Source organism: Alteromonas sp. M12 (assembly GCF_037478005.1).
GTDB classification, from domain to species: Bacteria; Pseudomonadota; Gammaproteobacteria; order Enterobacterales; family Alteromonadaceae; genus Aliiglaciecola; species Aliiglaciecola lipolytica_A.
In genome coordinates this window covers 3,583,124-3,609,525 of the sequence record NZ_CP144164.1, presented here as the reverse complement: position 1 = coordinate 3,609,525, position 26,402 = coordinate 3,583,124, and the positions used below count along the sequence as shown (strand labels likewise).

The following is a 26,402-nucleotide window of genomic DNA, read 5'->3' as shown; positions in this document are numbered from 1 at the left end:
TACCTGTTCAGTTAGTTTTCGATAATCTTAAAATACGTGAAATTCTCTCGCATCTTGTTGCGCACTAATTTGGATGTAATGCACAAAACTTGAACACTGGTTGCACAGTTTTGGTGGTGTATTGCAGTTTAACCGCATTAAATGGGACTTTGCTAAGGGAATATAGCGGGAATAGTTCTTGCAAAAGCGACCGTTTACTAACTGAAATATACTACTTTTAGGGTCATCGGTTGTCTGATAATTTTTGGCTGCTCTTGTCAGCGATGTTTGTGTTTTTAATGCAAGCAGGATTTTTGTGTCTAGAAAGCGGCAGAACGCGCAGCAAAAATAGTATAAATGTCGCTGCAAAAAATATTGGTGACTTCATTGTATCCGCTAGTATTTTTTGGTTGTTTGGCTTTGGTATTATGTTTGGTCCAAGTCTAGGGGGATGGGCTGGAACTGGCGACTTTGCTTTTGGCGAGGGGAATACTTCTTTTCAAATCACCTTCTTCTTATTTCAAATGATGTTCTGTAGCACCGCAGCGACTTTAACTTCTGGTGCTATTGCTGAGCGCGCTCGGTTTTCCAGCTATATGTATATCACGTTGATTTTAAGCGGGCTAATTTACCCCTTTGTAGGGCATTGGGCTTGGGCTGGTGTATACAATCCTGATAATCGAGGCTGGCTTGAATCTTTGGGATTTGTGGATTTTGCTGGCTCAACGGTGGTGCATTCGGTAGGTGGGTGGGTCGCTTTGGCCAGCGTCTTAATTGTTGGGCCAAGAATCGACAGGTTTAAAGCAAATAGCAAATTTCCTTCAGGTAGCAATTTACCTTTGGCTGCCATGGGAACCTTACTTATTTGGTTTGGATGGTTTGGGTTCAATGGCGGCAGTACTTTGAAATTTGATGAGCAAGTTCCTTATATCATTCTGAACACCTGTCTTGCTGCTATGTGGGGTGGGTTAACAGCCACATTTATTCATTTGCGAACCAAAAAATATGTGGATATGGGGGCGAGCTTAAATGGCATTATTGCCGGTTTAGTCGCGATAACGGCGAGTTGTCATGCGGTAGCACCTGTGGACGCCGCAATAATAGGTGTTGTAGCAGGTATAGTCGTGCATTACGGTTCTAAATTAATGGACTTGCTTAAAGTTGATGATGCCTTAAACGTTATTCCTACTCACCTATTTGCCGGCATTTGGGGAACTCTGGCGGTCGCCTTTTTTGGCGAACAAGCTAAGTTAGGTACTGGCTTATCATTTATGTCTCAGCTCACAATTCAACTTTTGGGGGTAGTGGTGATTGGCTTATTTAGTTTTTTAAGCTGTTATTTCATACTCTTAATTTTGAATAAAATATCGCCATTAAGAGTAACCAGAGAACATGAACTTAGTGGCCTGAATATCAGTGAACATAAAGCTTCCACTGAATTAATAGATTTGCTGGATGATATGCAAAATCATCAAAATAAAGGCGATTTCACCCTTCAAGTAAAAGAAGAACCATTTACCGAAGTAGGTCAAATAGCGCGCAAATATAACGAAGTCATCAGTAAAGTGTCAAAAGAGATGACCCAGCGTGAAAAGGCAATAAATCAGTTTAAGATAAGTGAAAGACGCAAGAGTGCCATTCTAGATTCATCAATGGATTGTATTGTCTCTATTGACTGGCAGGGAAACATTATTGAGTTTAACCCTGCAGCAGAGAGAACATTTGGCTGCTTGAAAGCCGAAGTCATGGGGCAAAGTTTTATTAATAGTTTTGCGCTAGATAAAGATATAGTGGAGTTTAGTGAGAGCTTAAAACTGCAGTTTGTCTCAGCGAATGGCTTAGTACTTAACCGGCGCAGTGAAATAGAGTTAAAGCGGGCCGCAGGGCAAACGTTTCCTGCTGAAGTGACTATTACAAGTAGTAAATTAAATAATAGTCTTATTAATGAATTTACTCTGCATATAAGAGACGTCACCAAACAACAAAAAATTCAAGCTAGATTAAATTTTTTGGCATATCACGACCCGTTAACCCATTTATCTAATCGCACCCATTTGATCACTGAATTAAATTACCAAGTGGCAAAAGCGAAAAAACACATGGGGGTTATTGCGCTATTCTTTTTAGATTTGGATAAATTTAAAAAGATTAACGATACCTTGGGGCACAAAGCCGGTGACTACCTATTGTGTCAGGTGGCCAATCGCTTAAAAGAAATTTGTCGTGAGGAAGATATTATTGCGCGCCTTGGTGGTGACGAATTTATCGTGGTTATGACCGGGGAGCTGAATCAACAATTAATCACTGAAAAAGCGCAGCGAATTCTGTCTATCATGCGAGAACCTATTACCTTGAATGGTAAAAACTATCAAATTGCCACTAGTGTTGGTGTTGCAGTATCTACCAATGGCGAACTGGGCACAGAGGAATTAATCCAAAGAGCGGATATTGCCATGTACAACGCAAAATTTTATGGCCGTGATAATTTCAAGTTGTACACTGAAAAAATGGGACAAAAAGCACAACAAGAGATGAGCTTTGAAAGAAAAATTGGACAAGCCATCGAACAAGATGAATTCAGTGTTGTTTATCAGCCGAAAGTTAAAGCAGATGGTGAGATATTATCATTAGAAGCCTTGATTCGATGGCAGCAAAAAGGTTCGGATGAAATATCCCCGAACGAATTTATCCCGATTGCCGAACAAAGTAATTTGATTGTGCAAATTGGTGAAATTATGATGACTAAAGTCCTTGAACAACTACGTTATTGGCTCGACCATAATTCGAATGTGGTGCCTGTTGCTATCAATATCTCAGGTCGCCAATTAGTTGCTGAGGATTTTATTCGTCACATTAAACAACTGCTAAAGCAGTTTTCAATACCCGGTGAACTGCTCGAATTTGAAATTACTGAAGGTATCTTGATTCAAGATATACAGAGTTGCATCGCCATTTTGAAGGAATTAAAAGGCCTTCACATTAAAGTCTCCATTGACGATTTTGGCACAGGATATTCTTCCCTAAGCTACCTCAAAAAATTGCCGCTAGATATTCTGAAAATAGACCGCTCTTTTGTCCATGAGTGTGACTCTAAAACCGAAGACGCAGAGATTTGCGCTACCATTATTAATTTAGCCAAAAGCCTAAATTTGATGACGGTTGCCGAAGGGGTAGAAACGCATTCTCAATTTAACACTTTGCAAAATATGGGCTGCGATCTATACCAAGGGTATCTATTCCATCAACCTCAAGGGGCAGATGCTGTATTTGAATTATTAAATTCCCAGTTGAACTGACCTTGATTAACATCTATAGAGCTTAAACATAGAATAATTACTCACCCTTAACATTCATTTAGTAACGCTGAAATTCAAAGGACGCTAATGGACTCTTACCAACCGAAACCGCTATTTAAGGGAATACCTTTTCACGCACAACAGTTTAGTCGTGAACAAATAGCCAATGCAGGCTGGAATATTCTGCAAGAAGATTTGCCTCTGCCTTGTGCAATAATTAAAAAACATGCGTTGCTACAAAATAGTCTGCGGATGAATCAATGGCTTGAGCGCAACGATTTGTTGCTTGCTCCACATATCAAAACGACCATGAGTCCTGAGTTGATTTTTGAGCAGTTAGCCGATGGTGTATGGGGTTTAACGGTGGCAAACGTGACCAATTCAAGGTTAGCTGCACAGATGGGGGCCAAACATATAATATTTGCCAATCAGTTAGTTGGCCGAGCAAATATCAAAGAGGTTGAGTTACTACTGGCAGAATACCCTGATTTAATTATGTACCTTTTTATCGATTCTTTAGATGCTTTCGAATTGTTAAAAGCGGCGAATATAAAAAACCGTGGTCGGCTAAAATTACTAATCGAATTAGGGGCTTATGGTGGACGGTGCGGCGTACGAGAAGCCGCTACGGCTAAAACGTTAATCGAGGCCATTTACACTAATCAATGGGAAATTGCCGGCTTCAGCGCGTATGAAGCCGTTTTTGAGGGCTCTGATGAGCAAAAACAAAGTAGCGTTCAGGACTTTTTGAGCTTACTTGATAGCACCATCTGTGCATTTATAGAACAGCAAACCATAGTGCCTGCGCAGTCGTTGATTATCAGTATTGGTGGTTCTGAATACTACGATATGTGTGCGCTAACATTTGCCCGTTTGCAACACGAGTATGACGCAAAAATTGTGCTTAGAAGTGGGTGTTACTTATTCAGTGACTCTGGCGTCTACGAAAAGGCCTCCATGGCTATTGATGACAGGTTAGGCAGCGCGCAACTGACTTTGCCTGCTTCTGAGTCGGCAATTGAAGTTTGGTGTTATGTGTTGTCTCAACCAGAACCCGGAGTCGTTATTTTAGGTGCAGGCAAACGAGATTTTTCCTATGACAAAGGATTGCCAAAACCCTTGTATGCCAAATCGAAATTGACTGCGAAGATAACCCCTATTGATCACACAAATTACCAAATAACCCGAATTAATGATCAACATTGTTTTTTAAAGGTACCTATTGATGACAGTTTAGCGCCCGGAGATATGGTTGCTGTTGGCATTTCTCACCCATGTACCACCTTCGATAAATGGCGAAAAATGTTAATAGTTGATGGGCAGTATAACGTCATTGATGCCATCCAAGCTTGGTTCTAAAAAATAGAATCTAGACTTCGTTTTTATCAAATGTACTAATTTTCACCGAGTTTTTATCCTAGCACTCTATTGGGGCTTCCCATGTTGTAGATAAATAGGATGTAAAATGAAAATGAAAAAATTAATAACCCTATCAAGTTTGATCTTGTTATCGGTTAGCGCGCTTGCTGAAACAACCATGACAAGACAAAACGGTGCGCCTATCGGTGACAACCAAAACTCTCAAACAGCTGGACCTTGGGGCGGCGTATTACTCCAAGACAGTCACCTAATTGAAAAGTTGGCAGCCTTTGATAGAGAGCGTGTTCCTGAAAGAGTAGTGCATGCCCGCGGTACTGGTATTCATGGTTACTACGAAAATTACGCCGATTTATCCGATTTAACCATGGCGGCCCCATTTCAAGAAAAAGGTAAAAATACTGAAGTATTTACGCGTTTTTCGGCGGTAATTCACGGTCATCAATCTCCTGAAACATTGCGTGATCCTCGTGGATTCGCTGTGAAGTTTTACACAGAGCAAGGTAACTGGGATTTAGTCGGTAACAACTTCCCGATCTTCTTTATTCGCGATGCGATTAAGTTTCCAGATATGGTTCATAGTTTAAAACCATCGCCCTATGACAATGCGCAAAAAGCATCAAGAGTGTTCGATTTCTTTTCTCATGTACCAGAATCAACCCAAATGCTCACCATGTTGTTTTCTGACTACGGCACACCAAAGAGTTACCTAAATATGGACGGATCTAGTGTTCATGCGTATAAATTTGTGAATGCTAAAGGTGAAATGAACTATGTGAAATTTACTTGGAAAACCAACCAAGGTGTAAAGAACTTCACTTACAAAGAAGCTTCGACCGTACAAGGTCAAGATATGCAGCCTCATACCACAGATGTTTATACACGTATTGGTGAAAAAGGTGAAACCGCTTCTTGGGACTTATATATTCAAGTATTGTCTCCAAAAGACGTAAACAACTTTGATTTCAACCCACTAGATGCCACTAAAATTTGGCCTGAAGACAAATTGCCGCTGCGTAAAGTTGGCAGAATGGTGCTAAATAGAGTGCCTGACAACTTTTTTGAAGAAACTGAGCAAGCTGCTTTTGCGCCAAGTAATGTGATTCCAGGTATCGAGCCATCAGAAGATAGATTATTACAAGGTAGAGTGTTTGCTTACGCAGATACCCAACGTTATCGTTTAGGTGTTAACTCATATCGAATTCCGATTAACGCACCTAAAAATGTGGCTATAAACAACCACATGCAACACGGTAAATTACGTCCTACCAATACCCAGCGTGAGGTTAATTATCAGCCAAGTGAGTACCTTGATTTAGCAGAAGATACAAAATACAAGTATTCAACCATGCCTTTGTTAGGAAGCTATCAACAAATACCTTTCTACAAGCAATTAAACTTTAGACAAGCTGGTGATTTGTATCGTTCATTTACTACAGACGAACAAGCTAGACTTATTGAAGTGTTAGGTGGCGCATTAGCAACATCTGATAAAGAGCTAGTTCGAATCAATATCAGTGCATTTATGTACAACGCAGATAAAGATTACGGCACCGCTATCGCGAAACGTTCAGGTACTAACTTGAGTAAAGTGAAAGCCAGAGCTAAAGCGCTAATGGCCGAGCAACAAGCCTTGGCTGTTGAAGGTGAGAAGATAGCCCTTAAATTAAGCAAGTTGTTTTAATTGATTCGCTGCATAAAACCCGCCACTGCCTGTTAAACCAGGCAGTGGCTTTTGAAGGAAAGAGTTATGAAAACCTTGATTCATGTCTGTTTGATTATGCTTGTTGTATTCGGGTCTAATCCATCATTTGCCCATAAAAGTGAACGAAGCAGTCAACTTAAAAAGCTTTATTTTGATGCTGCTAGAAACGGTGATATTGAATTACTATCGACCTTTTACAATGCCGGTCTATCAGTCAATATCGCTAACGAAAAAGGTTACACTGCATTGATTTTATCTGCTTACAATGGCCAAACTGAAACCGTTAACTATTTACTCAGTGTAGAGGATATCAATCCATGCCAAGAAGACATTAAAGGAAATACTGCGTTAATGGGCGCTATATTCAAGGGCAATTTTCGCATTGCTAAATCTTTGATGGGGCTGGACTGTGAAGTTGATCAAGGCAATCAAACTTTAGCTGACAAATTCAAACCATCTAAACCATAAATGCAAGAGTAGTTCACTAAGTTTAATAATATCCCTGACATAAAATTTACCAAAAATGTTGACGAGAATGCTGACGAGAAAAGCTAAATTAAAGCCGGCCAGTATGGATTAAAAAGGTTATGTCGACTGCGATTTGACCTCGTTTCTAAATGCGTATTTAATCGGTTTACTCTTTTCAGCAGTGTAGAACGATGGCAATAGTAAATACCTTTGGTTTGGCTTATTTCGGTAATGATTACGGAAGCCCGAGTTTTGATCTACTTGTTGATGGTAACTCTTATTTAGAAACCATCACTGACTTTGAAAAACCTTTTGCTGGGCGCATTGCTGGTACTTATCAACCGGGGCTGGGAATCAATCATTTAGATTCCGCCGATAGTGCGGTGCCTTATGTCTGTACATGTGGAGAACCTATGTGCTGGTTCTTAACCGTTGATATTTTTTGTCAGCAGGACGTTGGTCAGGAATATGTTATCTGGCATCGCTGGGTGAATCCCTATCGAGATGATAAAAATAAAGCCGACAAAGGGGGATACTGGAACTACTCTGGATTAGCACCATTGATATTCGAAAAACATCAATACCTACGTGAAATCGAGCGCAATCGTCGCATGTATTGTTAAAGGTGTGTCTATCTACTTATTATTAAAAGGCTGAGCGCTTTGTAACTTCATGCTCTGAACACATTGCTTAATCTACAGGCTTGGTTGCTCACAATTTACACCTCTGACTAAGCCGATTCCATGCATTGCCTTCTAAAACCTTCTACATCGTTTATTGATATATTTGCTTGGCCATCTATTTTCAAAAATAAACGTGTAAAACAATGGCGTGATTTTCTCGGAATATTCAGCTAATTCGATTTGGACGCTAACAAACTGTTTCAACTGTTCTGACCGCGCAGTTCTTAGCGCTCACGAGCTATAGGGAGGTGGGTAGGCACCTTGGAGAAAATGCCTACCCGTGTGGTAGCGTTAAGCCAGGACCAGTGAAACTTAACGATTCCAGGCAGAACCACAATATATCAAATGAAAATCATTATCAATAGTATTTGGGCTTTTTTAGTTTTCTAATTTACTGATTAATTCGCTTATGTATCAAAACATCCTTTTGCAGGTTGAATTGACCATACCGTTTAACAAGGTTGACAAGTACTCATAGCATAATGATAATGGGAATTATTATCATTTGGGTTGTTACATTGAAATTTCATTGTTTAGGGGGCTCTGTGAATCAAACATTAGCATTCGGATCGCTTGAGTTAACCATTCGCCATGGTTTACAACCGAATAACCCTCATGCACTTTATCAATATTTAGATATGGCCAACCAGCGTTTAGAAGATGAACAAAATGATACAATAAAGAGAGCTATTTTAAATCGGGTTCTTCGCACCTTATTAGATACAATTTGTGATACTAATATAAGTTTTCAATGGCGTTATTTGTGTTTAGATAATATTTATCAACCACTGAATAAAGTGGAGCGATATGATCATAATGAACAACAAAAAGCGCAAACGCGACACTTCAAGTATGAACTGTCTTTGTTAGGAACGTATTTTTTATAGAAGTAGGGGATTAAGATGACTAAGTTTCGAATCGAAAAAGATAGCATGGGCGAGCTTGAAGTTCCTCAAAATGCCCTGTACGGCGCGCAAACTCAAAGAGCGGTTAATAACTTTAAGATAAGTCACACTCCTATGCCTGAAGCATTTATCCGCTCACTTATCCAAATAAAATCAGCTGCAGCAACTGCAAACGCGAATCTTAAAGGTATCGAGCAGGAGACTGCGGATGCAATTAAGCAAGCATGCGCTACCTTATTAAAAGACAACAATCTTATGCTGCATTTTCCTGTTGATGTGTATCAAACTGGATCAGGCACCAGCACTAACATGAATGCCAATGAAGTTATTGCCAACCTAGCGTCGAAGCAATCCAATTTACAAATCCATCCCAATGATCACGTTAATTTTGGACAAAGCAGTAATGATGTGATCCCTACTTGCATTCATGTTAGTGCCGCAATAGCCATCCACCACCATCTTAAACCGGCTTTGGTTTATCTAGCGAAAACCATTGATGAAAAGTCGGCAACATTAAGCGGTTATTGTAAAACAGGCCGTACCCATTTGATGGATGCGATGCCAATTCGAATGGACCAGAGCATGTCTGCTTGGTCAGCGCAGATTAGGCAACAAATTAGCCATTTAAATAGTCTACAAAATGCTATTCAATCCCTTGTGCTAGGTGGCACTGCGGTTGGTACTGGAATCAATTCCCATTCCGGTTTCGCCGACGAATTTTCGAAAATTTTAAGCCAAGATACGGGAATTTCCTTTGTTAAAGCAGACAATTTTTTTGCTGGTATAGCTGCTCAAGATACCGCCGTGAGTTTGTCGGGTTTAAGCAAATCTATAGCCGTTACTTTTATGAAAATTGCTAACGATTTACGCTGGATGAACTCCGGACCTTTAGCTGGGCTTGGCGAGATTGCGTTACCTGCATTGCAACCTGGCTCTTCAATTATGCCAGGTAAAGTCAATCCGGTTATACCTGAAGCTGTTGCCATGGTATCTGCACAGGTAATAGGCAATGACGCAGCAATAACGGTTGGAGGTCAATCAGGGAATTTTGAATTGAATGTAATGTTGCCTATGATTGCGCTAAATCTGTTGTCTAGCATAGAGTTATTATCCAATGCGGCAATGTCTCTGGCCGATAATGCGATTCGTGATTTCGAAGTGAATCACGAGAACCTAGAAAAGCCATTACACAAAAACCCGATTTTAGTCACAGCTTTAAACCCTATTATCGGCTACTCAAAAGCCGCTGAAATAGCGAAGCAAGCATACAAAGAAAAACGGCCGATCATTGATGTAGCAGCGGAAAATACCGATATTCCAAGAGCCAAATTAAGCGAATTACTTGATCCTATGAAACTTACCAAAAATGAATCATAGTAAAAAGCCAGCACGACAAGAAAAGTCTAGTGCTGGTGGTTACTTGTATTGTCTTGCGATCCCATGAAAGTAAAAATAACAAGGCTTATTTTTCAATAAACGCTTGCTCAATAACATAATGACCTTGCTTGCGGGACGTGGCTTTTGTAAAACCTTGTTGATTTAACATCTGCATTAAGTCCTGCAACATAGCATCATTACCGCACATCATGAATCGATCATTGTCTGGGTTGACGTTAGGCATATTTAGGTTTTGGGTGAGTTCATTGGTCGCTAATAAATGGGTAATTCTGCCCTGATGTGGTTTGAGCCCATCTTCAGTTTTCAAACTGTTGTATTGGTACTTTTCGCGGGTAACAGTAGGGTAGTAAAGTAACTTTTGCTTCACTAAATCACCAAAATACGGGTTGTTAGGTAAGTCATATTCAATTTCAGTTTGATAGGCCAACTCGGAAACTTCGCGCACACCATGGACCAAAATGATTTTATCAAATTGTTCGTAAATGTCTGGATCTCGAATAATACTCATAAAAGGCGCTAATCCTGTGCCTGTACAGAGCAAATAAAGGTGTTTGCCAGGCATCAAATAACCACTGACTAAGGTGCCTGTGGGTCTTGTACTTAACATTACTTCGTCACCAGTTTGTATCATTTGCAGTTTAGATGTCAGTGCACCGTCAGGTACTTTAATACTGAAAAACTCTAACTCATCTTCATAATTTGCACTGGCAATACTATATGCGCGCATCAAGGGTTTACCTTCTACCTCTAAGCCAATCATGATGAATTGTCCGTTTTCAAAGGTTAAGGATTTCTGACGGGTTGTTTTAAACGTAAATAAACTGTCGTTCCAATGATGAACGTGGGTCACTTGCTCTTTAACCAGATTTCGCAAAGATAATTCTCCTACTACAAGATTGTTTAAGTATCCCATTGTTCGTGAAAAGATGCAAATGCTATTACGAATCATTATCGTTAGCGGGTTAAATTAATTTATCTTTTATGTTATTGAAGTAGAATCATCCCTATCTACTTGGATTATTAGCTTCACTATTAGGTCTCATGACAAACAAAGATTTTAACGAAATTAACGGGTTGGGTGATGAAAACGCGGATGTTAACGTGTACATTCAGAATCGCCCAACCTTTGGTTTTGAACATAATCAGCGAGCAGTTTATCCCCTTAAAAAAGGCGAGATTTATGCCCTGGGTCAAGCCTGTGGTAACGGTTGGCGCAAGGTGTTTAACGTGTATGCTAAGTTGCTATACGCTTTACCGAATAAATGTTTTGAATTCAATAATGCTTATGCTAGCTGGCAGCAATATCGTGATGAGGAACTGTTGCAGTCCCGCAGCAAAACCGCACTCTGGTTTTCACCTCCCAAATTTCAACAAACCAATAAGTTACACATTGTAATGGGTCGGACTTACGCTAAATCGTTGAGCCTACCCAACACCCTTGAATGGATTAATCCAGAATTTGCAATTGATCTGCACAGACGCTTAATTGTGTGCCCGTATTTTGATTACCGCCAGCTCTCAAACAGCAAAATCATCTTTCTTGTTGACTTGATTGCTGAAAATTTCACAAAAAAATAAAAACCAGTTGCACCTTTATATGGCAGGAATAACGTTTTTTAGGCTATAATTCTGACCTCAAATTTGTGTCCTGCAACGGGATCCATTTTCTACTTTTAGTATTCTGGAACGCACATCATGTTCGATATGTTTGAAATCACCATTATCGGTTTGGCTATTTTGGCTTTACTGACCATCGTTTTTGAAGAAATTACTCATATCAATAAAGCAAAAACCACCCTGTTTTTAGGATGTTTAGTGTGGTGCTTGTTGTTCATTCGAGGCCATGGTTCAGGCCAAGCTGAAATAGAAAGTGCATTAAATGAGAATTTATTAGAGATCGCAAAATTGTGGCTGTTTTTAATGGCTACCATGACCTTTGTTGCGTATTTAAATGCCAGGGGCCTGATTGGTGCTATGGTTAATCGACTATTGCCAGGTGAATTGTCATTAAGAAAGCTGACCTTATTAGTGGCACTTTTTGCATTGGTTTTATCCATGCTGTGCGACAACATCACCGCTACCTTAGTGTCGATTAGCATTATTCTGGCGTTTAAGTTGGAAGTGCCAGAAAAAGTAAAACTCTGTGTGTTAATTATATTTGCGGTGAATTCTGGTGGAGTGGTACTGATTACCGGAGATGTCACAACTCTGATGATATTCAGTGAAAAACACGTATCTATTGTCGAACTATTAGGTTTGATTTTACCTGCTATATCAGGTGTGGTTGTGCTTGCATTACTGATGAGTTTTGGTAAAAACCGCCGAGTTGAAGCAACTATCGGCAGTGAAAAATTTAAGTCGCTAGACTTTGTTATTGCCGGATTATTTTTTGGCACTATATGTTGCACCATGCTATTTAATTTACTGTTTGCGATACCCCCTGTTTTGACCTTTTTATTAGGCTTATCGGTGATGTTTATGATCGGCGGTATGGTGAATAAATTTAAGTACGAAATTCATTTATTGGACTACGTGCGCAAAATTCAGTTTGATACTTTAATGTTCTTTCTAGGAATATTATTGATAGTAGGATCGCTCAAAGAAATTGGCGTGTTAGTCTGGATGACAAATATCTACTTTATGTTGGACCCTGATTATTCGAATTATTTGGTTGGAATTTTATCAGCCTTTTTAGATAACGTGCCCTTGACCGCAGCCTTACTTAAAGCCCAGCCTGAATTAACCAATATTCAATGGTTATCGCTTACTTATGCCGTAGGTGTGGGAGGATCAATGTTGGTGATTGGTTCCGCCGCAGGGATAGTAGCCATGAGTCGAGTAAAAGAGCTAACGTTCGTCAGCTACAGTAAATATATCGTACATTTATTGGTTGCTTATAGTGTTGGGTACGCTTTGTGTCTGGTGAATGTATAAATATCTTGAGTTAAGACAGGGAAGGGAACTTCATAATAAATTATGACCTCGTTGTATGAGTGAGGTTCCCCCTTCTAACTGCGCCGCGCTATACATCCCCACCTCCAAGCAATTAAGTACTTCTGATAGGGAGTGACTTATTTGCTATTATACAAAAGTCTAATACACTTTAGTTGCAGACAGGGTTTTAATGCTTTATTCGATTCAACACGGTTTTATCCCATTATTATAAAAACTAACGAATCTACATGCCTTTAGAATCTCAAGAAAATTCGCTTGAACACATTCGCGAGAAACTAACAAATACTGTGTTGGTGGCTACTATTGGTTTCGCTGGCGTTGCCTTGGCCGGTTCCTTATCTCGCATTCCCACAATTGGTTTTCTCCCCGCTATGTGGGTTCATATTGTCAGCACCTGTGTGTTAGTGGCTTTTTATCTGTTTCGTCATCGCTTCTCAAACACTATTAAAGCTGGTTTGATTACGTCCCTGTTTTTTATTATGGGGGTGGTAGGGATCCATACATTTGGTTTGTCAGGCAACGGCATATATCTTATTTTTGCCGCTGCTATTTTTAGTAGTTTGATGTTAAGTATGGGGGTCGCTGTCGCAATCGCAATTTCTGGCGGCTTGGTGTTATTTTATTATATGGAACTGGTTTGGCTAAATGCTTTTGAGTTTAGTGTAGAACAAAGCGTTTACGGTTTAAGTGTTTCTGCGTGGGTTACATCATTACTGACTTATGCATTTATTATTAGTATTGCGTTGTTTTTGATCCAACACTTTTTACATTATTTACAGTCTTTGCTGCTAGATAAGCAGATCACTATTGATTCTCAAAGTAGTAAAATTGAACGTTCAGAGGCTATCTTTCAAACCGTCATAAATCACCTACCTTACGGCATATCATGGAAGGATAAACAACTAAGATATCTAGGAGCAAATCAAGCGTTTTTGGAAGACTCAAAGATTGAACATATTAATCAATTGAAAGGAAAAACAGACTTTGATATCGCAGATGAAAAACAAGCCAAAAAGCTCGTAAATTTAGATAGACGAATTATCTATGGTAATGAAAAAAGTATCCAGTACCAAGAAAAAGAAGTCAGTAGAGGTAATAAATTCAAGTTTAAAGAAGTGACTCATTTAGCGCTTCAGTCTAAAAAACAAGACCTAATTGGGGTACTCACTTCCTACCATGATATTACGGAAAGTAAAAATTTAGAGCTTAAAGCTGAACGGGCCAGGGAAATCGCTGAGAAGGCAAGCAAAACTAAGTCGCAATTTTTAGCTAATATGTCACACGAAATTCGCACCCCAATCAATGGTGTTTTAGGGTTGTTGGATTTGTGTTTACATACGGATTTGAACAAACAACAAACGGAATATTTATCCCGAGCAAATTTTTCTGCAAAACTGTTGTTACAAATCGTTAATGACGTACTTGATTTATCTAAAATTGAAGCTGGCCACTTTAAATTAGAAAATCATCACTTTTGTTTTGAAGACATTCTATTGCAAGTCGAAAACTTATTTTCGAGTCAGGCAACATCAAAAAATATCAAGTTTAATACACAAATATTAGGCAAACAGAATGTTACCCTTATGGGCGATCCTACTCGTGTCATGCAGATATTAATGAACCTGAGTTCTAATGCTGTGAAGTTCACACATATTGGTAAAGTTGATGTATTAGTCAAGATAGTAACCAGTGACGATCAAGCTAAAGTGAAAATATTAGTAACTGATACTGGTGTTGGAATTGAAACCAAGTCTATTCCCAAGTTGTTTAATAAGTTTACACAAGTGGATGAGAGCATTACAAGGAAATACGGTGGTACAGGACTAGGGCTTTCCATTGTTAAACAATTAGTTGAAGCCATGGGATCTAGCATCATCGTAAGAAGTGAGATAGGTAAGGGGACCGAATTCAGTTTTATGTTGCAGTTGCCTTTAGCAAAAGAACGACGGGTCAATATTGCTAGACCCAACTTCAAACAAAATCTGGCCAACAAACGCATCTTATTGGTGGAAGACAATGCGATTAATCAAGAAGTTGCTAAAAGTATTCTAGAGCAAAGTGAGGCTCAGGTGACAGTAGCAAACAACGGTCAAGAATCACTAGACATATTGCTTGAAGAAGATTTTGATTTAGTTTTAATGGATGTGCAGATGCCGGTTTTAGACGGCTGTAGCGCGCTCAAAATTTTGCGTCAAAATGAAAAGTGGGTTGATTTACCAGTTATTGCTTTAACTGCTAATGTGTTTGCTGAAGAAGTGGCTTATTATAAAGAAATTGGTTTTACCGCCCATCTTGGAAAACCCTTTTCTCGACAGGCATTGTTAGAAATTGTTCAACTATATATGCAACCCAGTATGCTCAGCGAACAGGTATAATACAATCCTTCCATTTAGTTGATTAATCAGCATACCCACTGCCAATGGCGTTAAATGGCATGGTCAGTTCCAATTCAGGTACTTGCAAAGCAACCCATGCAGGAAAGGTGTTACTATTTGGACCTGGAAAAACCGTGTATTCATTTGCCCAAGGATAGCGGCTAACAGCAGCAGAAACTTGGGGGATCAAGGCACTGGCCTTTTCTCCTTGAATTGACAGTAACTTTTCCGGTTTTGCTCCATACCAAAATCGATCTGGGGTAGGCGTTTGGTATTCTCGTAATGCAGGAAGCCCACTTTTGACACGCCATCCCACCACTTCATAAACCGTATAATCTGCTGCATTTTCTGGTTTAATGGCAATCCAAGTATGTACCGCAAACCAGCCTCTCCAGCTATATGCGTCTGCTGCGTAAACTTCTATTACGGCATTCTTATTGAGCTGTGGGTTCGGAGCAATTCCAGCAGACTCTCTGCTTGCAGTACGCCAACTATTATTTGAACAGGCGTTTATCAACACACAAATAAATACCACTAATATGACTTGTTTCATTTAATACCTTTTGCGATTTAAGCATGCCGCATATGTTTTAATTAGCCACGCGTATTTTCAAATCAATAGCGTTTTATGGTTTTTTTACTCAAGTACTATCTCGGTTTCGTTTGATAGTTGTTATCCAGATACTTGGAAGACGTAACCAACACCAATAGACACAGCCATGGCTAACGAACCCCAGATTAATACCCGTAGTGAACCTTTTAATATGGAAGCTCCACCAATATTAGCTGACAAACTGCCTAACAATACCAAAGACAATAACGACACAATCACTATCGAAGGGATTAACAAAGGACCACTCACCAGTAGCACTGTCACTAGTGGTAAAAGCGCTCCAGCAGTAAAAGACAATGCCGAGAACAAAGCGGCTTGAAAAGGGTTACCTTGAGACTGTTCGGTAATCCCTAGCTCATCCCTAACATGACTTCCAATGGCGTCTTTAGCCATGAGTTGCTTGGCAACTTGCATGGCCAAATCACCTTCTAAACCTCGTTCTATATAGATGTTAGCCAATTCTTGTTCTTCAGCTGCCCAGTTTCTATCAATGTGTTTTTGCTCTAATGAAATTTCTGCATGTTCAATATCCGTTTGTGAACTCACAGATACAAATTCGCCTGCAGCCATAGACATTGCCCCCGCCACTAGCGCTGCCAAGCCGACAATAAACAAATGCTCTGGTGCAACTTGCGAAGCTGCTATGCCGACGATCAAACTTGCGGTGGAGACTATGCCATCATTTGCGCCTAAAACAACGGCCCTAATCCAACCAATTCGGTCTGCTTTATGTTCATGGTTATAGTCCATAAGAAATTTATCTCTACATCTGGTCGGTAATTCAAAAGCGAATTGTAAAAGTATTGCAGACAATGATATTGCAATTAGAAGGTCGCGCCAACAACCGATAACTTGTTATCGTCATTTATTCTCAGGCAGGGAATGTCGTTAGACATCGTATATTGGTTATTTAGATAAATAGTGCACAGAGCAATTCTTCAACATTGAAATAAAATAGATGCTGAAGATTGCCGTGGCTATATTGTAAACTAAGGCATTATATCAATTGGATCTTAGAATCACTGTACAACTCACGGATGATCAGTATGATCTTTTGACAATTTTTATTAGCAGGTATTTTACTTTTTTGAAAAAGCTTCCCGTTACCACTGTCGCCCTTATTGTTGTATGTCTCGGTTCTTTTATTGGTCCATTAGGAATGGCATCGGTGAATGTCGCTATCCCCAATTTAGCCGCCGATTTGCACGCAAACGCTAAGATGGTGAGTTGGTTGCCAACCCTATTCCTACTCAGCAGCGTGGTTTTTATGCTGCCGTTTGGCAAGTTGGCAGATAATTACGGTAGGAAGCGAATTTATACCATTGGCTTAGCATTGAATGCCTTTACTTCGCTAATGTGCGCCCTGGGGCAACAAATTGAATGGGTGTTATTTTGGCGCTTTGCTCAAGGTGCTGCTTCGGCGATGATTTTTGGCACTGGGGTCGCGATTCTCACCTCTGTTACCCCTTCTCATAAACGCGGAGCGGCCCTTGGTTTGGCTGCTGCCTGTGTTTATATTGGCCTAACCCTAGCACCAGCTATTGGCGGCTTGCTTACCGAGATTTGGAGTTGGCGGGCTGTATTTTTATTTCAAGTTCCGTTAATCCTGTTTTTGTTGTTGTTAATTAAGTGGGGCTTGAAAGGAGAGTGGAAAAATGACGAAGTCGCTTCATTTGATTGGCGCGGAAGTTTCATTTTTGCGGTGTCTTCAGCTTCTTTAGTTTTCGGCTTTAGCTCTGTTCCAAAACTGTATGGCTTTTTATTGTTGATTTTGTCGGTCATCACTATGATCTTTTTTGTTTATCACCAGAGTCGACACCATACACCGTTAATTCGCGTTCAAATGTTTCGAGAGAGCAGGGTTTTCTCAATGTCGCTGACGACGTCATTATTGATGTACGGCAGTAATTTTCCATTGGCGTTTTTGCTGAGCCTGTATTTACAAGTCGTGCAAGGCTACGGTCCAGCAGAAGCCGGTCAAATATTGTTATTACAAGCATTCGCAATGGCTATATTAGCGCCAATGTCTGGTCGACTGTCCGACAAAATCCAACCTCGATTTTTAGCGACTATAGGATGTGCAATAGTTGCTTGTGGTTTTTTGGTGCTTTCACAAATGACAACGGCTACGGGGACAACTTATATTGGTGGTTCTTTATTATTAATTGGCATTGGTTTCGGTTTGTTTTCCTCCCCCAACAACAATGCCATTATGGGCGCTGTGCAAGATAGAGAGTTAGGCGTTGCCTCCGCATCTTTGAATCTTGCTCGAACAATAGGTAACCTTTTGGGAATGAGTTCGGTTAATTTGTTAGTTCACTATTATCTCGGGGATAATAAAATTGTTGCTGAGCAAACACCTGCCTTAATGAACACTTTATCGACTGCTTTTTACATTTCCTTGGTCAGTGTGATTATCGCTACCTTTCTATCTGGCTTTCGTGGGAAGGCAGAACGGCAGACTAATTCATCGGCATCTGGTTAATCTAAATTATGCCCAGAATTAGTTTGCTTGAACTCGCAAATTAACCTCTTAATGTTAAGCGTAAAATTCTTTCCCATCGTCATTTTATACTGTCTTAAATTCTTATATCTTTGTCTTATAAGGAAAATAAGTTAAATCATCTTTTTATCATTAAATATTATTTTCCTTAAAATTAAAGCTTGTTCGACTTTTCAACTACCGCTAGTATTAAATTCGGAACCCAATATTCATTGCTTAAAAATGCAGCATTTTTCGTATGTTTACTAGTGACACTGTCATAAGTGTGGGTCGTTGCGCGCAAACAAATGACGTTCATATTAATGATCCCAGTGTTTCTCGTAACCACTTACAACTAAGAATCAATAGTCTAGACTTTATTGAAGTCAGAGATTGTGGCTCATCATATGGATCATTTTATTGGGAAGGGAGTCAATGGCTTCAATTTGACGTAGTGACGTTAAGCGCCAACGATTATATCGTGGTTGGTGAGACGAAACTTCGCATAATGGAAATCATGATCGCATATCAAATTAAGAGCAGGAGCCGTGGTATATGACCAGTTTGGAGAAAGAAGAATCTTACTATCGTCTGGTTGTGTTACTGGCAATGTCTTTCATTGCTTTAGTAATCATTATTATCGGCTTTGTACTGACCGATAAGCAGCCGGAAATCAGCACAGAAATGCGCTTAGCTGATATTCTTTTTGACCGCAGTGGTCCTTCTTATCCCTTTACTATTCAGAATGTAATGTGGGTGTTTTTCTTTGTTTGTGCTGGCGAGATTTGGGTACGCTGGCAAAGGGCAACCCAAGAAATAAATCAAATAAACCGCGGTTTAATCAGTGATGATGAAGATGCTCTTTATCGGCCCAAAGACTTAGGTCCAATATATCAAGCTATTAAAGCTGATAACCTTGGCAGTCGTTTTTACCTGCAACGCTTAATTAAACGAATTATTTTACAGTTTCAACTTTCCCGCAGCACAGAACAAGCTAACAATCTTATGAATTCCTCTTTGGAGTTAATGCAACACGAAGTCGATTTAAAGTACACCATGGTGCGTTACTTAGTTTGGCTTATTCCTACATTAGGCTTTATTGGCACCGTGATAGGTATCGCAATGGCATTGTCCAGTGCGGGTGATATGCCACCATTATCCGATTCTGATGCGATCAAAGGGTGGGTTGCCGTCATCACTATTAAGCTTGGCGTTGCTTTCAATACAACATTATTAGCGCTAATTATGTCTGCGGCGTTAGTATTTTTTATGCATCTGGCCCAAGGACGAGAAGAAAAAGCGTTAAATCTGGTTGGCCAGTATTGTTTAGACAGATTAGTAAACCGCTTAATCGCGGCAGATTAAAATTAAGGAGTGAAAACCATGAGCTTTAGACGTGGTCCAGATGGGAAACCAATCGAAATCGAATCAAGCTTTGTTAAAAATGATAATAAACCAACGCAATCGGGACCTGATGGCGGCACTAAACCGCCGCAAGGTCAGTTTGGTGGCCAAGCCAGTAAGCCAAAAGAAGGGGCGACACAACCGCCCAATGTCGATTTATTTAATCATATGAAATCCTCTGGTCCTGCGATGCGTCCAGGCGGAGTGGCGGTTCCACCTGAACCGCCTACACGACCACCTAATATGCCAGGGGAAGATAACGCCGCTGGAAATTCGCCGGAAAACGCTATTCCGCCAGGCGGACAACAAGCGGCTTCTAGACCTGTGGTAGAGGAACCTAAAACCTCAATTAACTTTGGGGGAGCCAGCGCAGGGGCAAGTGTCGGTGGCAATGCTTCGCAGGCCAGTGCTGAATCTTTTGTATGCGGCTGGTTGGTAGTGGTTGATGGTCCAGGTAAAGGTAAAAGTGTGGTCGTAGGCCCAGGCCAAAGTGCCATATCTCGCTCACCCACTGAGCGCATTACTTTAAACTTTGGCGACACTTCTATTACTTCTAAACAGCAGTTATTAGTTATATATGACGATGAAAATCGCGAGTTTATAGTGGCTCCCGGTAATGGCTCGAGCTTGAATCGAGTGAATGGACAAATTGTCGCAGGCCAGACTGTATTGCAGACAGGAAGCCTATTAAAAGTCGGCGCCACGACCTTAAGGTTTGTAGCGTTTTGCGACCAAAATTTTAATTGGGAATAATGATGCTACAAATCTCCGTAGGATGGGCTCAAACCGTCGGAAAGCGAGACTATCAGCAAGATGGTGTTACCAAATTGGTTTGGCCCAACGGGTTTGCATTAACTGTTTTATCTGATGGTATGGGCGGTGCGGTTCATGGTGAAGTTGCCAGTCAGGAAATTTTACGAGCCTTTAATGACGCTTTTTGCAGTAGTGAAGAAGAGCACATGGACGCGCGTTTGCAACTAAGTTTAAACGCCACAAATCAACATTTAGCTGAATATATCATCGAAAATCCTGAATGCAACGGCATGGGCGGGACGCTAATCGCGGCGGCATTTACAGGCGAACATTTGGATTATCTGAGTGTTGGAGATAGCCCTTTATGGCTGTGTCGAGGCAATTCCCTGCAACGCATAAATCAAGACCATTCAAAAAAATCTGAATTAATGCAGTTGGTTGAAGAAGGCGTGATGACTGCCGAAGACGTTGCCGTTCATCCCCAGCGCAATCAATTAACTTCTGCGGTGATGGGTTATGACGTCGACATGGTTGACATCAATAGCATTGAACTGCAAGTCGGCGACATTGTGCTTTTAGCCAGTGATGGGATAGAGAGTATTCCTGAACAGGATATTGCCACTATGTGTCATCGATTTAATCAATCTGATCCGCAAATATTGGCGGAACATATTGTGGGATATGTGGATAGTCTTGATCAAGATTATCAAGATAATGCAACGGTAATGGTATTAAAAGTTTCTCAGGAAACTGACTCGGAAGAATTAACAGAATAATAGACGTAAGGAAATCGGCATGTTTTTGTCACCTAGATTGATAGCACTACTGGCACTGGTTTTTAGTTCGACGATATTTTCCGCCACGGCGGAAACGTACGCTTATCAAGTTCAAATTGAGCGTAAAAACGGTAAAACCCAAACGGCGATAGCGACTAAAGTGAATGATAACCAGTTTGTCACCGATGCAGAGGTGATAGATGGTGCTAAATCACTTTTTATTGTCGATAACTCAGTGACACCAGCAGCTAAAATACTGGCTACAGTGATAGTCCAAGACGAAGACATGCGCCTTGCGGTTTTGTCCGCAAGCAATGTAACTGGTGACCCAGTTTTGTTAGCAAAAGAGGCACAAACTGTCGGTGAACAATTGATCTTAAAAACCGACTCTGAAGAAACTCCTTCCATCGTTCAGCGATTAGAGCCTGTAAAAGATCTCTCCGAAGGCGATATTTATGTTCACACTGCGCTCTACCAAGAAGGACAGTGGGCAGCGCCTTTACTGAATAACTGTAAACAATTGGTAGGTGTAAGTGTTTTTGAAACGGCCATTTTTGCGGGTATGAAAGCGCCAGAAAACATCGCTTATGCATTATCTACACAAACACTAAAGTCTTTTCTTAGTAAAAATAATATTACCTTTAGCGTTGCTGATGAAGTCTGTCTTTCGGATGTAGAGCAAGCAAAAGCCAAAGCAGAACAAGCCGCAAAAGACGCTGAAGAGGCAAGCAAACTCGCTGAACTTGCTAAAAAGGCCAAAGAAGATGCAGATTTGGCTGCGAAAACCAAATTAGAAGAGGCTCAAAAGAAAGCCCAAGAAGCCAAAGAAGAAGCTGACAGGTTGTTGCAAGAAGCGAAAGATGAAGCCGCTAAAATTGCTGCAGAAAATTTAGAAAAACAAAAGAAAACCGAAGACGCTATCAAAAAAGCGGAAGAGGAACGTTTAGCGCTCGAAGAAGCTAAGGCCAAAGCAGAGCAAGCCGCCGAATTAGAAGCGCAAAAGCAGGCTAAGTCTGAACAGCAAAAAACCTACATTTTATTAGGTGGAGGCGTTTTGCTATTGGTTATGTTGTTGCTGTTCGTCATTCTTATGCGTAAGCGAAAAGAAGCGATGCAAGCGCAAACAGATGAGCTTCAAAATAAAGTTAAAGAAGCCAGTGGTCTTGCTCAGGAAAAAGATAATCTAGCAGGTAAAATCGCAGCAATGGAGAAGTCCTTCAACGATATCTTATTAGATGGCTCGACTACCAAAGGTGACACCGTAAGAATTAAAATAAATGGTAAATCATTAGCGCAAAGTGAAGGTCAAATCATAGGTCGTGAAAGTGCTCAAGTAGATTATGTTTTGGGAGAGAGCGAGATTTCCAGAAAGCATCTAATGATTCGTTTGCACGAAAATAAAATCTTTGTGGAAGATATGGGAAGTCAAAACGGCAGTTGGTTAAATGAAGTCCAGCTTATCCCAGGTCAACCGATGGAATTGAGCAATGACATGGTTCTTCGCTTAAGCACGATATCGTTTAAAGTCACTGTGCTTTAAATTTGCCTAACCGGCAGTGTTCGTCATTGCCGGTGATGTAATCATAAGGGAAATCGACAGATGAAGCTCAAAAGTAGGGAAATCAATATCTTTAGCATGTCAGCTTTAGATTTGTTTGCTTCAGGAATGGGCGCGTTTATTTTACTCGCTGTTATTTCACTTCCTTTTTTTGGCAATGTATCGAAAATTCCCGCCCCCGCGCCGCAAACGTGTCCAGAAGTGAAGGTGTGTCCCCCGCCTAGTGTGCCAAAACCTGATCCAGTTCCAGTGCCTAAACCCACGCCATCGGGGTTCCAAAAAATGCAAACCCTTGATTTAGTGGTGGTATTAGATGTGACTGGCAGTATGGGGCAAGAAATCAATGGTTTACGTGCTGAAATTGGCAATATTGCACGGATTATCGAAATGTTATCTGACTCAGCGGCCATGCGCATCGTTGCCTTTGGAGATAAAAACTTTGATCGGCCTGTGTCTGAATTCCCTCTTACCCTCACCAAAGATATCGCTGTTTTAAAATCTTATTTAGAACAAGTCAATCTTAACTTGGGTATTGGTAGAGGATTCAACCCTGGTGATAATGGTGAATCGGTTTACGCAGGATTTGAAGCTGCGCTGGACACCAAATGGCGTTCTGAGGCGCAACGTAGAGTGATTTTTATTATTACTGATGATGAAGCGCACTCTGGTGAAGCTCGACCATTAATGACCAAAGTTCAACGCTTCGCCAATGAAAAATACAGCGTATCTGTGCGTTACTCTGGCGATGAAAAACACGAAAAAGAATTTTATCAAGGGTTGGCAAAAGCTGGCTTGGGTAATTATTTAGATATTTCCAACGGGTCGTTAACCGCAGCGTTGTTAATTGCGCTCATGCCCAAGTAAGTTAAGAACAGTATTGTGGAACGAGAACTTCAACCCGGCGATCGAATACATCGATATGTTATTGAAAAGGTGCTGGGTAGCGGCGGCTTCGGTGTTGTTTATCTTGCCCAACATGCTTCCCTTGAATATCGAGTGGTTATTAAAGAGTATTTGCCGAATCAAATTGCTCACCGTGTTGACGGCATGGTCAAACCCTTCATGGCGGATTTGACCCAAGTTTATGAAACAGCATTGCAGCAGTTCAAAAATGAATGTGAAACTTTACTCACCTTAGATCACGATAACATTGTTTATGTATACGATTGTTTTTACGAAGCGGGTACTGCCTATATGGTTATGCATCAAGAGATCGGTAATACCTTATGGGAAAGTTATGTGCAACAAGTTGAAATTCATAACCAGCCGTTTTCGTGGCAACAAATTAGTGCAGTATTACCTGGCGTATTAGCAGGGCTGGATTATTTACACCAACAAAACTTGGTACACAGAGACGTTAAAGCCAGTAACGTGTTTTTACGTTCAGGTGCAGTGCTGCATCCTATTTTAATCGATTTTGGGGCGGTAAAAGTAGCGGGTGGCTACGTGAGTCAACAAGCCCAAAATACTCAGTCGTATGCTGCATTGGAACAAGAATATAATGTTTTCCCTATAGGTCCTTGGACTGATATCCACGCTTTAGGGGTGATGATAATTGAACTTTTAACAGGGCAACGGCCGATTAAAGCGTTTGACCGATATACGCAATCAAACAGCGATGGCAGCGACCCTATTTTAATGTTGTTGGAACAGGTGTCTCATAGCTGCGGCGATACTGTTGCTAATGCATTATTTTATGCCACTCAACTGCAACCTGAACACAGGTATCAGGATATCAGTGAATTTAAAGCAGCGTTGCCATTATAAGAGCGCGTGGAAGGGAATTATAAATGTCTAGTAACCGTATTATTTTTGAAAAATCTGAACAAGCGGGCAGAGATTACAATCAAGACCGATATGCTTATCATTTGAGTGACCAGAATAACGATATATTCATCGTTGTAGCGGACGGCGTGGGAGGCACTAAGCAAGGCGAGTTGGCAGCTGAAATTATCGCTAATAAAAGTGGCGAGTTCTGGCAAACTCGCGATAATTTTATGCATGCTGAAGATTTTCTAAATGCTTTTGCAGAGCAGTGTAATGCAGCGATTAAACAAACTTGTGAGCAAGGTATTTCAACCGCTGCTACGCTAACAGCATTATTGCAATTCAATGGCGAATTAGTCACTGCCCATGCTGGTGATTCGCGAATTTACCAATTTGATCAAAATGGCAAAGTAAAACAAACCAAAGATCATTCCCTTGCTTATGCAAAGTTCTTGATGGGTGAAATACGCGAAGATGAATTAGCCACACACCCAAGCCAAACCCAACTTTTGAACTGTCTTGATGGTAGTGACAGTGCCCACTGTGAAATCACTCACTGGCAGCTAAATGACGGTGAGTATTTTGTATTGTGTACTGACGGTTTCTGGGAAATCTTCGACAATGATGAAATCTTAGAGTTAGTCAAAAATGACAATAGAGATTACATATTCGCTAACCGCATGGATGACACATTGCAAGTTAAGCCCAGTCAAGATAATACCACCGTTGTATTGTGTGAATTGGATAAAAGCACCGCTGTGCTGACATCTGAAAACAAGACTGAGGCAGCGACAGCAGCACAGATACAACAACAAACTTCAGTTTCCAGCACCGCACCGACGTCAGTGACGAATAAGACAGTCACGCCTAGTGAAAACGAGATAAAGACAGTCGTTAATTGGAAAGTGATCGCTTTGGCGCTTGTGGCCTTAATGTTGTTAGTGTTGCTTTACTTTACCTACCGTACCTCCATCGAACCATGTTGCACCGATGAGCCGCAAATATTAACCGAAGATGAGTTTGAGCCTTCGCCTAATGATGCACAAGTGCATGAAGATATGCTCAAGGAAGTAGGCACTGATAGTGATGCTAAGATTGCGAGCGACTTAGAAACAGAGGAAATTGAAAACCAAGCTGAACAAGTGCTTGAGGATGTTGAAAAATCCCTTGATCAAGTTGGTTCACAGGTCGCCAATGAGGTAACTGACTCCATTGATGATGCGAAACAAGCTGTTGAAGAGTCGGTGAGTGAGGTTGACAAAAGTGTTGATTCGATGGAGCAACAACCTCCAGTTTCGAATGTAAAAAATTATGTCAAAAATGTCGATATAGCTGCTCATTCTGATGAGCAAGGCAATGTATCTGGGCCTGCAGATTTGAACGCCAATTTAGATTCAGCGCCAAGTTTAGAATTAGACATTGCTGCTGGTGAAGATCCCATTGCTAAACTTGAAGATCGTTTAACCCAAGATGGTAGTTTGTCAAAGGGCAGTAAATTAAGCAAAACGGATGTGATGAAAGATCAATATACTGAAATTATCACAGTTCAATTAAAGGTCAAAGATACACCAGTTTACGGCGCTTTATTACGTTACCAAAAAACCAGTTCAGGGATTGAGGTGATTTCTGGCAAAGTCAGTAATTTATCGCAAGTGCCAGACTCTCCAAGCCATGATTTTGCAACCTGTTTTAAGCAATATCAAAGTGCTCAAAGTCAACAAGCAAAAACAATTGAAAAAGGTAAATCTGACGCCGTACTTTATATTGACCCTGCCAGTTCAGGCTATTTTTGGTTAACCGACATTATCCTGCAAGAAACTGGGCAAGCGTTTGATTTATTTTTGCTTGATGCTAGCTGTGAATCACTGCGCCTAGTACCTAAACATGTTAGTCGTTAAGGATCATAAG

General features: G+C 40.6%; 22 protein-coding genes. 19 read left to right on the top strand and 3 right to left on the bottom strand.

Going from position 1 to position 26,402, the window contains the following annotated elements; all coding sequences use genetic code 11:
* Positions 1–230: 230 nt before the first annotated feature.
* From amt to VUI23_RS15475, 7 genes are all read left to right on the top strand, one after another.
* Entirely contained in the window at positions 231–3,275 is a 3,045-nt protein-coding gene (gene amt, locus VUI23_RS15505) for an ammonium transporter (RefSeq protein WP_342804919.1), read from the top strand.
* An 87-nt stretch (positions 3,276–3,362) separates the two neighbouring features.
* Positions 3,363–4,634 carry an alanine racemase gene (locus VUI23_RS15500; RefSeq protein WP_342804918.1) on the top strand — a complete coding sequence of 424 codons (1,272 nt, stop codon included), beginning with the start codon at positions 3,363–3,365 and terminating at the stop codon, positions 4,632–4,634.
* A gap of 106 nt (positions 4,635–4,740) precedes the next feature.
* Entirely contained in the window at positions 4,741–6,336 is a 1,596-nt protein-coding gene (locus tag VUI23_RS15495) for a catalase (RefSeq protein WP_342804917.1), read from the top strand.
* Between the two features lie 66 nt (positions 6,337–6,402).
* Positions 6,403–6,825 carry an ankyrin repeat domain-containing protein gene (locus tag VUI23_RS15490; protein WP_342804916.1) on the top strand — a complete coding sequence of 141 codons (423 nt, stop codon included), beginning with the start codon at positions 6,403–6,405 and terminating at the stop codon, positions 6,823–6,825.
* A gap of 191 nt (positions 6,826–7,016) precedes the next feature.
* Positions 7,017–7,448 (top strand): hypothetical protein, encoded by a 432-nt coding sequence (locus VUI23_RS15485; protein WP_216047097.1) that lies wholly within the window; start codon positions 7,017–7,019, stop codon positions 7,446–7,448.
* Between the two features lie 605 nt (positions 7,449–8,053).
* Entirely contained in the window at positions 8,054–8,395 is a 342-nt protein-coding gene (locus VUI23_RS15480; protein ID WP_216047096.1) for a hypothetical protein, read from the top strand.
* 15 nt (positions 8,396–8,410) lie between these two features.
* A complete protein-coding gene (locus tag VUI23_RS15475; RefSeq protein WP_342804915.1) occupies positions 8,411–9,790 on the top strand; it encodes a class II fumarate hydratase in 1,380 nt (459 codons plus the stop codon).
* 85 nt (positions 9,791–9,875) lie between these two features.
* On the opposite strand, the gene VUI23_RS15470 is transcribed toward VUI23_RS15475, so the two are convergent.
* Entirely contained in the window at positions 9,876–10,724 is an 849-nt protein-coding gene (locus VUI23_RS15470; protein WP_342804914.1) for a ferredoxin--NADP reductase, read from the bottom strand.
* A 128-nt stretch (positions 10,725–10,852) separates the two neighbouring features.
* Here VUI23_RS15470 and VUI23_RS15465 point away from each other — a divergent pair, with 128 nt between their 5' ends.
* From VUI23_RS15465 to VUI23_RS15455, 3 genes are all read left to right on the top strand, one after another.
* Positions 10,853–11,389, top strand: coding sequence for a hypothetical protein (locus tag VUI23_RS15465; RefSeq protein ID WP_342804913.1), 537 nt, complete (start codon positions 10,853–10,855; stop codon positions 11,387–11,389).
* A 126-nt stretch (positions 11,390–11,515) separates the two neighbouring features.
* A complete protein-coding gene (gene nhaD / locus VUI23_RS15460; RefSeq protein ID WP_216047250.1) occupies positions 11,516–12,745 on the top strand; it encodes a sodium:proton antiporter NhaD in 1,230 nt (409 codons plus the stop codon).
* 248 nt (positions 12,746–12,993) lie between these two features.
* Positions 12,994–15,141, top strand: a complete 2,148-nt coding sequence (locus VUI23_RS15455) for an ATP-binding protein (RefSeq protein ID WP_342804912.1) — start codon at positions 12,994–12,996, stop codon at positions 15,139–15,141.
* Between the two features lie 22 nt (positions 15,142–15,163).
* On the opposite strand, the gene VUI23_RS15450 is transcribed toward VUI23_RS15455, so the two are convergent.
* Both VUI23_RS15450 and VUI23_RS15445 read right to left on the bottom strand, forming a co-directional pair.
* Positions 15,164–15,694: a DUF3750 domain-containing protein gene (locus VUI23_RS15450; protein ID WP_216047091.1), complete on the bottom strand. Its 531-nt coding sequence runs from the start codon at positions 15,692–15,694 to the stop codon at positions 15,164–15,166.
* Between the two features lie 120 nt (positions 15,695–15,814).
* Positions 15,815–16,504: a VIT family protein gene (locus tag VUI23_RS15445; protein ID WP_342804911.1), complete on the bottom strand. Its 690-nt coding sequence runs from the start codon at positions 16,502–16,504 to the stop codon at positions 15,815–15,817.
* 337 nt (positions 16,505–16,841) lie between these two features.
* On the opposite strand from VUI23_RS15445, the gene VUI23_RS15440 reads away from it, so the two are divergent.
* The 9 genes from VUI23_RS15440 to VUI23_RS15400 all read left to right on the top strand — a co-directional run bounded on the left by VUI23_RS15440 (position 16,842) and on the right by VUI23_RS15400 (position 26,392).
* Positions 16,842–18,239, top strand: a complete 1,398-nt coding sequence (locus VUI23_RS15440) for an MFS transporter (protein WP_216047089.1) — start codon at positions 16,842–16,844, stop codon at positions 18,237–18,239.
* A gap of 256 nt (positions 18,240–18,495) precedes the next feature.
* Complete coding sequence (locus VUI23_RS15435; RefSeq protein ID WP_342804910.1) at positions 18,496–18,795, top strand: FHA domain-containing protein; 300 nt, start codon at positions 18,496–18,498, stop codon at positions 18,793–18,795.
* Positions 18,792–19,601, top strand: a complete 810-nt coding sequence (locus VUI23_RS15430; RefSeq protein WP_216047087.1) for a MotA/TolQ/ExbB proton channel family protein — start codon at positions 18,792–18,794, stop codon at positions 19,599–19,601. The genes VUI23_RS15435 and VUI23_RS15430 overlap by 4 nt, the downstream gene beginning before the upstream one ends.
* An 18-nt stretch (positions 19,602–19,619) precedes the next feature.
* The gene (locus tag VUI23_RS15425; protein WP_216047086.1) at positions 19,620–20,393 is read left to right on the top strand and encodes an FHA domain-containing protein; all 774 of its coding nucleotides are present in this window, start codon (positions 19,620–19,622) and stop codon (positions 20,391–20,393) included.
* Positions 20,393–21,169: a protein phosphatase 2C domain-containing protein gene (locus VUI23_RS15420; RefSeq protein WP_342804909.1), complete on the top strand. Its 777-nt coding sequence runs from the start codon at positions 20,393–20,395 to the stop codon at positions 21,167–21,169. The genes VUI23_RS15425 and VUI23_RS15420 overlap by 1 nt, the downstream gene beginning before the upstream one ends.
* 19 nt (positions 21,170–21,188) lie before the next feature.
* A complete protein-coding gene (locus VUI23_RS15415; protein WP_342804908.1) occupies positions 21,189–22,709 on the top strand; it encodes an FHA domain-containing protein in 1,521 nt (506 codons plus the stop codon).
* 60 nt (positions 22,710–22,769) lie between these two features.
* Positions 22,770–23,591 carry a vWA domain-containing protein gene (locus VUI23_RS15410; protein WP_303500826.1) on the top strand — a complete coding sequence of 274 codons (822 nt, stop codon included), beginning with the start codon at positions 22,770–22,772 and terminating at the stop codon, positions 23,589–23,591.
* A 15-nt stretch (positions 23,592–23,606) separates the two neighbouring features.
* Positions 23,607–24,494 carry a serine/threonine-protein kinase gene (locus VUI23_RS15405; protein WP_216047082.1) on the top strand — a complete coding sequence of 296 codons (888 nt, stop codon included), beginning with the start codon at positions 23,607–23,609 and terminating at the stop codon, positions 24,492–24,494.
* Between the two features lie 23 nt (positions 24,495–24,517).
* Entirely contained in the window at positions 24,518–26,392 is a 1,875-nt protein-coding gene (locus VUI23_RS15400; protein WP_342804907.1) for a protein phosphatase 2C domain-containing protein, read from the top strand.
* Positions 26,393–26,402: the final 10 nt, after the last annotated feature.

What these genes read in the sequence shown, in the direction of transcription:
- VUI23_RS15500 (WP_342804918.1), top strand. Translation starts at nt 3,363, where the DNA reads ATGGACTCTTACCAACCGAAACCGCTATTTAAGGGAATACCTTTTCAC.
- VUI23_RS15495 (WP_342804917.1), top strand. Translation starts at nt 4,741, where the DNA reads ATGAAAATGAAAAAATTAATAACCCTATCAAGTTTGATCTTGTTATCG.
- VUI23_RS15490 (WP_342804916.1), top strand. Translation starts at nt 6,403, where the DNA reads ATGAAAACCTTGATTCATGTCTGTTTGATTATGCTTGTTGTATTCGGG.
- VUI23_RS15485 (WP_216047097.1), top strand. Translation starts at nt 7,017, where the DNA reads ATGGCAATAGTAAATACCTTTGGTTTGGCTTATTTCGGTAATGATTAC.
- VUI23_RS15475 (WP_342804915.1), top strand. Translation starts at nt 8,411, where the DNA reads ATGACTAAGTTTCGAATCGAAAAAGATAGCATGGGCGAGCTTGAAGTT.
- VUI23_RS15470 (WP_342804914.1), bottom strand. Translation starts at nt 10,724, where the DNA reads ATGGGATACTTAAACAATCTTGTAGTAGGAGAATTATCTTTGCGAAAT.
- VUI23_RS15465 (WP_342804913.1), top strand. Translation starts at nt 10,853, where the DNA reads ATGACAAACAAAGATTTTAACGAAATTAACGGGTTGGGTGATGAAAAC.
- nhaD (WP_216047250.1), top strand. Translation starts at nt 11,516, where the DNA reads ATGTTTGAAATCACCATTATCGGTTTGGCTATTTTGGCTTTACTGACC.
- VUI23_RS15455 (WP_342804912.1), top strand. Translation starts at nt 12,994, where the DNA reads ATGCCTTTAGAATCTCAAGAAAATTCGCTTGAACACATTCGCGAGAAA.
- VUI23_RS15450 (WP_216047091.1), bottom strand. Translation starts at nt 15,694, where the DNA reads ATGAAACAAGTCATATTAGTGGTATTTATTTGTGTGTTGATAAACGCC.
- VUI23_RS15445 (WP_342804911.1), bottom strand. Translation starts at nt 16,504, where the DNA reads ATGGACTATAACCATGAACATAAAGCAGACCGAATTGGTTGGATTAGG.
- VUI23_RS15435 (WP_342804910.1), top strand. Translation starts at nt 18,496, where the DNA reads ATGTTTACTAGTGACACTGTCATAAGTGTGGGTCGTTGCGCGCAAACA.
- VUI23_RS15430 (WP_216047087.1), top strand. Translation starts at nt 18,792, where the DNA reads ATGACCAGTTTGGAGAAAGAAGAATCTTACTATCGTCTGGTTGTGTTA.
- VUI23_RS15425 (WP_216047086.1), top strand. Translation starts at nt 19,620, where the DNA reads ATGAGCTTTAGACGTGGTCCAGATGGGAAACCAATCGAAATCGAATCA.
- VUI23_RS15420 (WP_342804909.1), top strand. Translation starts at nt 20,393, where the DNA reads ATGATGCTACAAATCTCCGTAGGATGGGCTCAAACCGTCGGAAAGCGA.
- VUI23_RS15415 (WP_342804908.1), top strand. Translation starts at nt 21,189, where the DNA reads ATGTTTTTGTCACCTAGATTGATAGCACTACTGGCACTGGTTTTTAGT.
- VUI23_RS15410 (WP_303500826.1), top strand. Translation starts at nt 22,770, where the DNA reads ATGAAGCTCAAAAGTAGGGAAATCAATATCTTTAGCATGTCAGCTTTA.
- VUI23_RS15400 (WP_342804907.1), top strand. Translation starts at nt 24,518, where the DNA reads ATGTCTAGTAACCGTATTATTTTTGAAAAATCTGAACAAGCGGGCAGA.